Origin of the sequence: Providencia sp. PROV223 (assembly GCF_028479245.1) — a bacterium.
GTDB classification, from domain to species: Bacteria; Pseudomonadota; Gammaproteobacteria; order Enterobacterales; family Enterobacteriaceae; genus Providencia; species Providencia rettgeri.
In genome coordinates, this window is sequence record NZ_JAMPNG010000002.1 from 408850 (window position 1) to 421015 (window position 12166).

Genomic DNA, 12166 nt, shown 5'->3' on the forward strand with positions numbered 1-12166 from the left:
GTATTATGCCATTACAATTAGATGAAAAAGACGAATTAGTGATATTGAGGATCGCCCAACTTGAACGTGTTGGGTCGATTTTATTCTTTTTGATTCCATTAATTATCTTATTAATTGTTGGGAAAGCTTTTGCATTTAATACGCTATATCTTTGGCAAGTGTATTGTGCGGTTTATATCGTCGGGTTTCGTGTACTTTGTGGCAAGCTATCATCGAAACAGCAGCAGCTTGCCATTCGTCGAGGCTGGGGAAATAACCGTTTTTATCGGCTTTCTTGGTGCTATCTTGTATTATCGGTTGTCATACTGGTGGGATACAAAATCGTATCCCACACATCTGCTTAATCGTTAGCTGGCTTTAAAACCATACGATTTAATATAACCTTCCGCTAATTTTTGTGCCTGCTGTAATTCTTCAGGACTTAACTGCTCCGCAATCTTATTCTGTAGACGATGACTTTCTGCGTTACCACTGTAAACCGCAGTTGCAAGCCATGCGTAGGCTTGCTGCAAGTTTTTCTTCACGCCACGTCCTTCAGAGTACATGACACCTAAGCGGTCTTGAGACTTAGCATCTTTTTGTTTCGCGGCTTTTCTAAACCAGAAGACCGCCTTCTCATCATCTAAATCAACACCACTACCAATCGAGTACATTTGGCCTATCTGGAATTGAGCCAGTATATTCCCGCCCTGCGCAGCTTTTCTAAACCAAAATGCCGCTTTTTCTAGGTTTTGAGTAACACCTAAGCCTTGCGCGTACATCATCGCCATGTTTGTTTCAGCTCGGGTATCACCTTGAGCAGCGGCTTGTTCGTACCACAGCATCGCTTTGTCATAATCACGACGCACACCAAAACCATTTACGAACATCGTGCCAAGGCGGAATTGCGCATCTGAATTCCCTTGGTTTCCTGCCTTGATGAACCACTCAGCCGCAGCTTTAGAATCTTGAGAAACACCTAACCCTTTAAAATAACGCTCACCTAGCTGAAATTGGGCTTTAGGGTCACCTTTTTGCGCTAACTGCGTAATTTGTTCAATCGAGGGCTCTTGTGCTACTGTTGCCGATGCTGGCGCAGTGGTAGGTTTAGCAGTTAAAACGGAACTAAAACAAATCGAGCCTAACAACAGTACTAACGCAATTCTTTTCATCCTAAGGAACCCTCAACAGTGCAATATGCAACCTGTGAAAACAGTGCTATCCATTAATATCGACCTAAACACTCATCCCCCTAGTTTAAATTTACTTTTTGTCAGAAAAAATAGGAAAAGTGACCTAAATTTCACAAAAAGCACGTTTCGCTGTATTTTCGCTGTGGGAACTTACGTTTCTAGTCTAATTGCGATAATAAAAAACCAGATAAACATATTGCCTATCTGGTTTCTCTATTTCAAATAACAAAATGAATTATGCGTTATTAAGGTATTTATTTCTCAGATAACGAGCAACAGCATCATCACTATTCGAGCCAATGACTTCCATGTGTGGTAACGCATCTTTTAGCAACTGATGTGCATTTTGCATGATGCAGCCTTTTCCGGCCATCGTCAGCATTTCTTTGTCATTCATACCATCACCAAACGCAATGCTATCACTCGGTGTATAGCCATGTAGAGCAGCTACTTGCTTCAAAGCTTCCCCTTTAGAAACAGTACCAGCCATAACTTCTAAACAGCTACGCAGTGAAAACGTTACATTCACTCTATCTTGCCAGCGAGCTTGAATACGGCGTTGTAAATCCACCAGCAAATCATGATCTTCACTGGTGTAGTAAACTTTACAGACCTCAGAGGTGACAAAATTGTGGCGGTCAAACAACTGGTAGTTAAATACCGATTCTTTAAAAAACTCTTTTTGTTCAGGGCTTTCACGGTTGATAAACCAATCATCACCATGGTAGTAATTAGTGACAAGCTCAGGGTTATCAAATTCCATTAAACACAGCTCATGAGCAATTTGAGGGGCAACATTGTGCTCAAAAATTAAGTCACCACGGGTATTATGGATCCGCGCACCATTAGACGTGATCATATACGCATCGATGCCTAAACCATCACGGATTTGAGCAACATCCACATGGTGACGGCCTGTTGCAAACACAAAATGCACATCTTGCGAAGTTACTAGCTGTTTCAAAGTGTCTTTTGTATAAGACGTTAAATCATGATTGGGAGATAACAGTGTCCCATCCAAATCGGAAGCAACTACAGGATATTTCATATTCAAACCCTAACTAATACTGCTCAAAAAAATCACAGATAGCATTGAGCGCCATCGCTCTTAATGCATCCACTTCAAATAGGATTTCATGGTGTGCCCCTTCAATAATGAGAGGTAATTTTTCTTCTCGTCCTATTTGCGCTTTTTGTCGGCTTTGACAAAAAGCTTGTAGCTCTTTATTGCTGACCACTTTTTCTTCACTGGCTTCCAACACCATCAGTGGCACATCAATTTCTCCCGCTTTCGCAATTAGCTCATCGCCAATCACAAAACTTTCACGTAGCCAATGATAAGTTGGCCCACCCAAGCGCAATTCAGGGTAATCGGCATAATAGCGTAAGTAGCGCCGATAACGCTCCGAGCTGTGTGTTAATACATTGATTAAATAAGGTAATGGCTGCCATTTCCCAGTAGAGGCCGCGTAATCATTACGAACGCTTTCACGCGATTCCGCTCTATCAACAATAAAGCTCGCCATCCAACGAGGCATGGGTAAATTAATACCAATCATCGGTGCACATAAGGTTGCGGCATCAAATGTGACGTTATCTCGCAACAAATACCCGGCTAAAATAGCACTTCCCATTGAATGAGCTAATGCATAACATTTTGGGTAATGCCGATATTTAACCTCAAGCTCAATAAACTTTTCAAAATCGTCAATGTAATCAGTGAATTTTTCAACATGACCTTTTTGAGGATCAGCTAACATGCGCCCTGATCGCCCTTGACCACGATGATCAATAATAAAAACATCATAGCCTAAATGATAAAAATCATAAGCCACTTCAGGGTACTTCACATAGCTTTCACTACGCCCCGGTGAAATGACTATCGCTTTATGGTGCTTTGGATGAATAAAACGGACATAGTGAATGGGAATATCATCAACTCCCATAAATTGAGATTCTTCTCGATGTTGCCAGAAATCTAAAAGCGGGCCATTTGTAAAAGCAGAAAATTGAGTTTCTCGATTCAGCCAACTCTCTTTTAGGTTTTCAGGCGTCATCCTGCAGTTTCCTTATTTATTCATTCATAACCTTCAAGATGGTCTTGGATAAGTGCCATAAATGCCACTCCAAAACGTTCGAGTTTACGCTCGCCAACACCATTAATTAACAATAATTCAGCAGGTGAAGTTGGAGTGTGCTCAGCCATTTCAATTAATGTTGCATCATTAAACACGACAAATGGTGGAATATTTTCTTCATCTGCAATGGACTTACGTAATTTACGCAGTTTCGCAAATAATTTTTTATCATAATTGCCATGATAAATTTTGTTTTGTTGATTACGGCTTTTTACCACTAAAACACGCGGAACTGCTAGTTTTAGTGCCGCTTCACCCCGTAATATAGTCCGTGCAGCCTCAGTTAATTGAAGCGCTGAAAAATGCGTAATATTCTGAGTGATCATACCTAAATGGATCAATTGGCGAATCACACTAACCCAATGTTCATTACTTTGTTCTTTACCGATACCGTAAACAGGCAGTTTGTCATGGCCTAAATCACGGATACGTTGATTATTAGCACCACGCAATACCTCTACAATATAGCCGATACCAAACCGCTGACCAACACGATAAATACAGGATAGCGCTTTTTGCGCATCCACTAACCCATCGTACTGTTTTGGCGGGTCTAAGCAAATATCACAGTTACCACAAGGCTGCTGACGATTTTCGCCAAAATAATTGAGTAACACCAAACGACGGCAGGTTTGTGCTTCAGCAAAAGCCGCGATGGCATTCAGCTTATGCCGTTCGATATCTTGCTGCATACCTGCAGGTTTTTCCTCAAGGCAACGACGTAACCATGCCATATCGGCCGGGTCATAAAATAAAATGGCTTCGGCCTCAACACCGTCACGCCCTGCTCGCCCTGTTTCTTGATAATACGCTTCGATATTACGTGGAATATCGAAATGAGCGACAAACCGAACGTTTGATTTATTAATTCCCATCCCAAAAGCCACTGTCGCCACGACAACTTGCAGATTATCTTTTAGAAATGCGTCTTGTACCCACTCCCGTTGAGCAGCCTCTAACCCCGCATGGTATGCTGCAACGCTTAGGCCTCGTTTTTGCAAGCGCTCTGTCGTTTCTTCAACCTTACTGCGACTGTTACAATAAACAATACCCGCTTTTCCTTTTTGGCCTTTAATAAAAAACCAAAGTTGATCTAACGGTTTATATTTTTCGACTAAGGTATAACGAATATTTGGCCTATCAAAGCTACTCACATGAACTAATGGCTCATGTAGCTCCAATAAGCGAATAATGTCTGCACGTGTGGTTTCATCTGCAGTTGCGGTTAACGCCATCACGGGTACATTAGGTAATGATTGCCGTAATTGGCCTAGTGCACGATATTCAGGGCGAAAATCGTGTCCCCATTGAGAAATACAGTGGGCTTCATCCACGGCTAGCAAAGTGATATTCCACCCTGCTAATTGGCTTAGGAAATAATCAGTTAATAGCCGTTCAGGGGCAACATAAAGTAATTTTATTTCCCCCTGACTGCACAGCTCCATGATTTGACGCTGTTCTTGTGACGTTTGTGATGAATTTAAACATGCCGCATTAACCCCATGTAACCTTAATTGGTCAACTTGGTCTTTCATTAATGATATTAATGGCGAAACGACCAGTGTGACCCCCTCTTTAACTAAAGCAGGGACCTGGTAGCAAAGGGATTTACCGCCCCCTGTTGGCATTAACACTAAGCAATCACGGTTATCTAAAATGGCCCCAATGACAGCATCTTGCCCGGGGCGAAATGACTGATAACCAAATGTACTATTAAGCACATGTTCAGCCAATGAAAGTTGGTTAATGACGCAAGCTGTGGACACAAACTTCCTCAATCGATAAAACAAGCCGCTGCCCAATTGAGCAGCGAAGTTGTTGATTTATGACTTGGTATTTCACTCAGAACTGAATAGAGCACTGAGTTTTTCTTCCATTACAACATATCGTTTAGCATAACACCGATACCAAAACGGGTTTGGCGATAATTGTAGTCTATCATCGACTCACCATATCCGCTAAACAACTGGGTATAAAAACGCACATGTTTACTAATTGGATAACTCCACCCCAACTCTGCACCACCGTAACCGGTATTCCAGTTATAGCGTCCAGTCGTAGTAAATACGCTATCTCCCAATGCATATCCTACCTTTAAGCGATAGTAGCCCATGTATTTGGTAATATCAGAATTATCATCACGCCCTTCACTTTCATGAATGCGGTACCAAGGTTTAAGGTCAACTTGCCAATTACCATTTTGCGCCATTGCCCTCGCATATACACGGTTCCAGCTGCGAGAGGTCGGTTCTGAGCGCCCATTTGACTCGTGGTTAAAGCCCGTTTCAATCTCACGTAACGTCCAACCCGCAAATTGGTAGTCAGTTAGCCAGCCAACAAACACCTGAGGCTCATAGTTGGTTTCTCTAAATGGTGAAGATTCTTTTTTATTGCTTAACTGCCACCAAGAACGTTGAGTATAAGAAACGGCTAAAATGGAATCATCACCAGCAATACCGGCCCATAATGGAAAAGCTAAACTTAGTTGAAATTTAACTTCATCCTTTAACGCATCATCGCCCCAATTATAGCTAGAAATCGCTTTTTTATTCATCGAGGAGGTATAGGTATAAATGATGTAATTCGATTCATACGGATACAATACAAATGGATTATCATGGTGTTGTAGTAATCCTGAAATGATGCTTCCACGTATTGGTAGGGTATTTTTGACATCTTGTTCAGGCTGAATACTTGTATTTTCAGTCGCAAACAGTGAAGCAGACCAAAAGCTGAGCACTGCACTTAACAAAATCGGTAAAGCGCGCATTAGTCATTCCTATTTCAACATCGTCCAAAAAAAGTTTGTCCTATTTTACACACAAAACTGAATAACTGTTGAAAGATTATTCATTCGTTTGTTAGAGACATAATTTACACGTAATGTTAACTTATTATTTACATATTTTTAAAGGATGAAAACGATGAATGACCGTACTTATACTTTAGAAGAAGCCAGTGAGTTAATGAGCCATGCATTTATTTATAAAATGCCATTTAACCAATTACTTGGGATTAAGTTAATGAGTCTAAATGATGATTTTGTTCAGCTTACCGTTGAAAATCGTCAGCAATTAATTGGTAATTTCACTCAGAACATTTTACATGGCGGTGTGATCGCTTCGGTTTTAGATGTTGCAGGAGGCATGGTGTGTATTAACCGTATTTTGCAGCGCATTAATCCATTAACTCATACTGAGATTGTCGACAAAATGTCTCGCATGGGAACAATCGACCTACGAGTTGATTATTTACGCCCTGGTCGAGGCCAACTTTTTACCGCCAGTGCCAGCTTATTAAGAGATGGTAATAAAATAGCCGTTACACGCTGCGAACTTCATAATGAAAACAATCAGCATATTGCGACAGCAACGGCAACTTACCTGGTGGGATAAAATAGATACAAATAATTAGTCACCTACTAAACTAATAACTTGTAAAAAAACCTGAGCAATGTCACATTAGTGGTATCAAAAATCGAGCCGCTTAAATCGGCTCGGTCTCTCTGTATAAGTATCTTTTTAGTCTTTAATTCAATTTCAGAGCCAACAATGAGCCAGCAAAATACTACCAAAGGCGTGTTATGTGCCTTAGGCGCCTATTTTATTTGGGGTGTCGCACCTATTTATTTTAAAAGTATCCAAGAAGTGCCCGCAGAAGAAATCCTGACTCATCGTATTATTTGGTCATTTTTCTTTATGATTTTATTATTAACTGTTTCACGCCATTGGAGTTATGTCCGCCAAGTACTGAAGCAACCAAAGAAAATATTAGTTCTTGGGGTGACGGCAACGACAATTGCATGTAACTGGTTAATTTATATTTGGGCAGTTAATAATGGTTATATGCTACAAGCTAGCTTAGGTTACTTTATTAACCCACTAGTTAACGTACTGTTTGGAATGCTATTTTTACAAGAACGTTTTCGCCGCATGCAGTGGATTGCTGTTGGTCTTGCACTAACGGGTGTATTGATCCAGCTTTGGCAATTCGGCTCAGTGCCTGTGATTGGTCTAAGTTTGGCCGTTACATTTGCTACCTACGGTTTATTACGTAAAAAATTAGGTGTCGATGCACAAACAGGGATGACATTCGAAACACTTTGGCTACTTCCTGTCGGTATTATCTTCTTATTATTTTTTGCAGATAGTCCAACTAGCGATATGGCAATGAATGATTGGCATTTAAATGCACTGCTGGTTGCCGCAGGGGTAATTACAACTGTGCCACTGTTACTATTTACAGAGGCAGCTAACCACTTAAGGCTGTCAACTCTAGGCTTTTTCCAATATATGGGGCCAAGTATTATGTTCTTACTCGCCGTGTTTATGTACGGTGAAGTGATGACACCTGAATTGTTAGTCACCTTTGGCTTTATCTGGGTTGCATTAATTTTATTTACATTAGATGCTTTATATACCCAGCAAAAACTGAGAAGAAAATAACGGATAACGGTTTTCAGAAACTCAGATGACCGATAAATAGTGTTAATATTAAATTACCGACTCTCGTTTATATTTTATAACGAAGTCGGTGTTTCATTATATGGAACTTGAATAGTAAGTTTAATTAATGCAAATAGGCTATTTAATTTTATAGCCAATTCTTTGCCTGCCTCATAATAAATTAAGCTTAAATCAAATCTCGTTGTTCTTATCTATAATACCCATTGAGAAAAAATAAATTTAACCATATAAAATCAATAAGTTAAACGAAAAAATTCACCTTGATTTTCTATCCATAATGGCTATTATTTAATTTATCTTAAATCCACTTCAATTAATAAACATATCCATCAAACAACTCTTTGAAATAAAAGTAGTTGTTTATTTTTTTCAATTAATGATTGCTTAATAGGGACTTGGTAATTATATTGTACGCCGCTTGTATTCACCCCAGCGGATGGTGATGGTCCGATTCATCACTGACGTTTCATTAAAGTGCGCACGATGACATTTCATTTTAAAAATGTCCTGGTGCGAGGTTTTCTGAAATTGAATACAGCCGGTTCTAAAATTTAATTTAATACAATCATGTAGCGTTAAGACTCTAAATAATTCGAAAATACAACTAGGCCGCAAGCAAGGGAGTCGCTAGGAGCATACAAAAGTATGTGACTAGTGCGAGCGAGCAAAGCCAGCGACGTTGTGATTCGAAGTATGACGAGTACGGCTGCATTTTAGGTTCACTCGGCCTGTGCATTCAGACAGAGTTAACGTTGTTTAAGGGCTTTTGGGAAGGGCTTAAAAATGCAACAGAATACCGTTCAAATGAAACGCGTACTGACCACACCTGCGTTAGTTTTTTTCGGGCTGGCTTATATGGTGCCACTCGGAATTTTCACCACCTATGGACAAGTAACTGTATTAAGTGAAGGCCATCTGCCTGTCGCTTATTTAATTACATTAGCTGCCGTCTTTTTCACTGCCATGAGCTATTGCCGCATGACAAGCGCACTTCCGCTTTCAGGATCTGCTTATTCATACGTGCAAAAAACCTTTGGCGGCACACTCGGGTTTTTAGTGGGTTGGGCACAACTGCTCGATTACCTCTTTCTACCTATTATTAACTACATTGCGATTGGGATCTTTGTTCACGAAGCGTTCCCCGATATCCCAATGTACGTCATTATTTGCAGCACAATTACAATTGTTAGCATCATGAATATTTTGGGAATTAAATTAGTTTCCTCAATGAATATGCTAATCATTTTAATGCAATTTGTATTTATTGCCGTGTTCCTATACTTGAGTTTTAAAACTTCATTTGTATTGGATACGGACGCTTTATTGGCGCCTATTACGGTCATGTCAGAACAAGTATCAGGGTTATTTGCAGGTGCAGCGGTACTTTGCTTAGCCTTCCTTGGCTTTGATGCGATCTCCACCATGGCAGAAGAAACCAAAGATGCACGTAGTGCGCTACCAAAAGCGATTTTATACACCGTGTTTATCGCAGGTACGCTGTTTGTCATCATTTCCTATGGTGCGCATCTGGTTTATCCGATGTGGCAAGATTTTATTCCTAATACCGATATTGCTAGCCTTGCGGTAATGAAACAAGTTGGTGGAGCGATGATGGCATCTAGCTTTATCACCGCTTATGTTATTGGTGTATTTGCCTCAGCAATGACCTCACAAGCCAGTATTGTACGCATTTTCTATGCGATGGGTCGTGAAGGTGTATTACCTCGTTCACTGTTTGCTTATCTACATCCAAGGCTCAATACACCGATTTACTCGATTATTTTTGTTGCGCTAGCGTCACTGCTTTCATTAGTGCTTTCGCTCAGCATGGTCGCTTCAATGATCAGTTTTGGTGCCTTAATTGCGTTCACTTTTGTGAATTTATCGGTCATTAAACATTTTTATATTGACCGTAAAGCACCACTGGATAATACAAAAATTATCACATGCCTGATTATGCCTTCTATTGGTGTTATCCTAACATTATGGTTATGGACAAGTCTTGATAGCGAAGCCTTTAAAGTGGGTTTATGGTGGTTAGCTGCAGGTGCAATTTACTTAGCACTTCTGACCCATGGTTTTACTCGTCGTCCACCTGCAATCTCTGACGATGAAACTGAAATGATTATTAACTAAGCATTTCAAGTCTTATAAATGATTACGGGGGAGCACTTGCCTTCCCCGTTGTTTTTTTAGCGTTGGTGCCACCAAAGCACCACTGATACAGACGGTTTACAATGAATAATCAATTAGCTGACGTTATTTACTTTAACGGTTATATATATACCGCAGATGATAAAAATCGCGTTGTCGATGCGGTTGCTGTTCGTGATGGCTATATTCTTGCCACAGGCACCTCTGATGAACTTCATCAATATGTTGGTCCTGAGACAGAGAGTATCGATCTCGAAGGCAAAATGATGATGCCTGGCATCATTGATGGTCATATGCACCCTTTTTGGGGCGGTATTCAACTCTTCGGTTGCCATTTAAATTATGAATCGTTAACTATCGACCAAATTTTAGCACGCGTACAAGATCACCTCGATAAAGACCCGCGTACCGGGGAAAATGATTGGCTCAAAGTCACTGCATGGCTGCGCCAAGGTATGATCCCTGCAGGTGTTGATATGTACCGTGAAGATATGGACAAGCTCAATACGAAACGCCCTGTCGTCTTGTTTTCAAATGACTGCCATACATTGCTAGCAAATAGCCGTGCCCTCGAATTATTTGGTATCACCAAAGATACGCCTGAACCACCTGATGGTAAGATTGGTAAATACGAGAATGGTGAATTAAACGGTATTTTAGAAGATGCTCCCGCTATGCGTGCTGCCGATAGCATTCCTTCAATTCGTGACGACCAAGCTATTGAAGTTGCTGAATTAGTACAGAAAGTACTTAATCAGCAAGGTGTGACAATGGTGATGGATGCACGCGTTTCAGAACAACAGCTTGAAGCCTTTTCTCAATTACAACAACGTGGCGACCTTACGATCCGTTTCCAAGCTGCCCGTGAAATAACCCCTGATGAAACACCGGATGTTGCCTCAGTAGCGGCAGCTGTTGATAAAGCCGTTGCATTTGCCAAAAAATGGCACCAAGCCGATTGGACGCCAGCCCCTGGCATTGGCTTAAATAATATTAAAATGTTTGTTGATGGTGTGATGCAATTTCCAACAATGACAGCATCGTTATTGCAGCCATACCGTATCAATCAAGGCACGGATGACGCTCCGAATTGGGTAGAAACCGATAACTACGGTGATCTCTATTTCACGGCTGAAATTCTAGATGAATTAATGGAAAAAATTGCCGCTGCGGGCTATGACCCACACTTGCATACCGTTGGTGAAGGTGCCGTTTCTATCGTTTTAGATGCGATTGAAAAAATGCGTGCTGCTCACCCAGAAAAAGATATTCGTCCAGGGCTTGCTCATAATGAATTAGTCCATGCTGATGACTATGCCCGCTTTGCGCGCTTAAAAACCATCGCTTGCTTATCTTTCCAGTGGGCCGCCCCAACGCCAGAACTCGCCGCTTTTGAGAAAAAAATGCTCGGTGATGAACGTTTTGAGCAACTTGAACCCATCGCTAAATTTGTCGACGCTGGCGCGGTTGTTGCATTTGGTAGTGACTGGCCAATTGATGATTTCGACGAGTGGTATGATTTAAAAGTGGCTGCAACACGCCGTGGTCGTGACATAAATGGGCAAAAAGCGCCAAGACTTGATAATGACCGAGACTTAACGGTCATTGAGGTTTTACGCTCTGCGACGATAGACTCAGCTTATGCACAGCACCGTGAAGATGTACTTGGTTCATTAGAAGCAGGAAAATTTGCAGATATGATTGTGCTAGATCGCAATGTCTTTGAGATCCCTGCAGATGATATTGAGAATGTAAAAGTATTACGTACTATTATTGGCGGAAAAACTGTACATATTGCTTAATAATTTAATTATTTAGATAGCTAATTAAATAAACACCCCAAAGATTAAATAATATCTTGGGGTGTTTTTAATTGGGCATTTAATTCCAAACCTGAATACGCACAATTAAATCGGGAAATTACGAGAGAATAACTTCCCTCGTAAAGCAACATTACTCTTCGTAAGAAAACGTTGTTTGAACAACTGTATTTCCATGACTAATCACGATTAGACAAAGCCTATCTCGCATTAATACTGAAATACCAAACACGGTAATACACGCAAAAACAAACGCCACCACTGCGAACTTGCTCATTTCCCTTGACCTCTTAATGGTTAAGAGGCACAATCTCAACTGTTCAGGTTTAGATCGGGCCTCGTTGGTTAATAATAACTAACGGGGCTTTTTCCTTTCTAATCCAAACATTTCTTCCAACTTAATATGCTTAAACCAG

At 40.7% G+C, this 12166-nt stretch carries 11 protein-coding genes; 5 read left to right on the top strand and 6 right to left on the bottom strand.

The window, feature by feature from the left end:
- Positions 1 to 5: 5 nt before the first annotated feature.
- Positions 6 to 344 carry a hypothetical protein gene (locus tag PR767_RS04695; RefSeq protein ID WP_004907384.1) on the top strand — a complete coding sequence of 113 codons (339 nt, stop codon included), beginning with the start codon at positions 6 to 8 and terminating at the stop codon, positions 342 to 344.
- 3 nt (positions 345 to 347) lie between these two features.
- On the opposite strand, the gene PR767_RS04700 is transcribed toward PR767_RS04695, so the two are convergent.
- The 5 genes from PR767_RS04700 to pldA form a co-directional block, all read right to left on the bottom strand.
- A complete protein-coding gene (locus tag PR767_RS04700; RefSeq protein ID WP_109912146.1) occupies positions 348 to 1151 on the bottom strand; it encodes a tetratricopeptide repeat protein in 804 nt (267 codons plus the stop codon).
- Positions 1152 to 1407: 256 nt separating this feature from the next.
- Positions 1408 to 2220 carry a sugar/pyridoxal phosphate phosphatase YigL gene (gene yigL / locus PR767_RS04705; protein WP_004907381.1) on the bottom strand — a complete coding sequence of 271 codons (813 nt, stop codon included), beginning with the start codon at positions 2218 to 2220 and terminating at the stop codon, positions 1408 to 1410.
- A 13-nt stretch (positions 2221 to 2233) separates the two neighbouring features.
- Positions 2234 to 3229 (bottom strand): lysophospholipase L2, encoded by a 996-nt coding sequence (gene pldB, locus PR767_RS04710; protein WP_004907380.1) that lies wholly within the window; start codon positions 3227 to 3229, stop codon positions 2234 to 2236.
- Positions 3230 to 3249: 20 nt separating this feature from the next.
- Positions 3250 to 5076: an ATP-dependent DNA helicase RecQ gene (gene recQ, locus PR767_RS04715; protein WP_272519951.1), complete on the bottom strand. Its 1827-nt coding sequence runs from the start codon at positions 5074 to 5076 to the stop codon at positions 3250 to 3252.
- Positions 5077 to 5186: 110 nt separating this feature from the next.
- Positions 5187 to 6080, bottom strand: coding sequence for a phospholipase A (pldA, locus tag PR767_RS04720; protein ID WP_004907375.1), 894 nt, complete (start codon positions 6078 to 6080; stop codon positions 5187 to 5189).
- 154 nt (positions 6081 to 6234) lie between these two features.
- On the opposite strand from pldA, the gene PR767_RS04725 reads away from it, so the two are divergent.
- From PR767_RS04725 to PR767_RS04740, 4 genes are all read left to right on the top strand, one after another.
- Complete coding sequence (locus PR767_RS04725; protein WP_004907373.1) at positions 6235 to 6705, top strand: thioesterase family protein; 471 nt, start codon at positions 6235 to 6237, stop codon at positions 6703 to 6705.
- A gap of 156 nt (positions 6706 to 6861) precedes the next feature.
- Positions 6862 to 7755, top strand: coding sequence for an EamA family transporter RarD (rarD, locus tag PR767_RS04730; protein WP_004907370.1), 894 nt, complete (start codon positions 6862 to 6864; stop codon positions 7753 to 7755).
- An 804-nt stretch (positions 7756 to 8559) separates the two neighbouring features.
- On the top strand, positions 8560 to 9912 hold the full coding sequence (locus PR767_RS04735) for an APC family permease (RefSeq protein WP_004907367.1): 1353 nt from the start codon (positions 8560 to 8562) through the stop codon (positions 9910 to 9912).
- 101 nt (positions 9913 to 10013) lie between these two features.
- A complete protein-coding gene (locus tag PR767_RS04740; RefSeq protein ID WP_109912150.1) occupies positions 10014 to 11732 on the top strand; it encodes an amidohydrolase in 1719 nt (572 codons plus the stop codon).
- Positions 11733 to 11883: 151 nt separating this feature from the next.
- Here the strand turns inward: PR767_RS04740 and PR767_RS04745 are convergent, their stop codons facing one another.
- Positions 11884 to 12027, bottom strand: coding sequence for a Hok/Gef family protein (locus PR767_RS04745; protein WP_109912151.1), 144 nt, complete (start codon positions 12025 to 12027; stop codon positions 11884 to 11886).
- Positions 12028 to 12166 lie beyond the last annotated feature (139 nt).

Bases quoted from the DNA above. Each gene is read 5' to 3' on its own strand.
- PR767_RS04695 (WP_004907384.1), top strand. From the start codon at position 6: ATGCCATTACAATTAGATGAAAAAGACGAATTAGTGATATTGAGGATC.
- PR767_RS04700 (WP_109912146.1), bottom strand. From the start codon at position 1,151: ATGAAAAGAATTGCGTTAGTACTGTTGTTAGGCTCGATTTGTTTTAGT.
- yigL (WP_004907381.1), bottom strand. From the start codon at position 2,220: ATGAAATATCCTGTAGTTGCTTCCGATTTGGATGGGACACTGTTATCT.
- pldB (WP_004907380.1), bottom strand. From the start codon at position 3,229: ATGACGCCTGAAAACCTAAAAGAGAGTTGGCTGAATCGAGAAACTCAA.
- pldA (WP_004907375.1), bottom strand. From the start codon at position 6,080: ATGCGCGCTTTACCGATTTTGTTAAGTGCAGTGCTCAGCTTTTGGTCT.
- PR767_RS04725 (WP_004907373.1), top strand. From the start codon at position 6,235: ATGAATGACCGTACTTATACTTTAGAAGAAGCCAGTGAGTTAATGAGC.
- rarD (WP_004907370.1), top strand. From the start codon at position 6,862: ATGAGCCAGCAAAATACTACCAAAGGCGTGTTATGTGCCTTAGGCGCC.
- PR767_RS04735 (WP_004907367.1), top strand. From the start codon at position 8,560: ATGCAACAGAATACCGTTCAAATGAAACGCGTACTGACCACACCTGCG.
- PR767_RS04740 (WP_109912150.1), top strand. From the start codon at position 10,014: ATGAATAATCAATTAGCTGACGTTATTTACTTTAACGGTTATATATAT.
- PR767_RS04745 (WP_109912151.1), bottom strand. From the start codon at position 12,027: ATGAGCAAGTTCGCAGTGGTGGCGTTTGTTTTTGCGTGTATTACCGTG.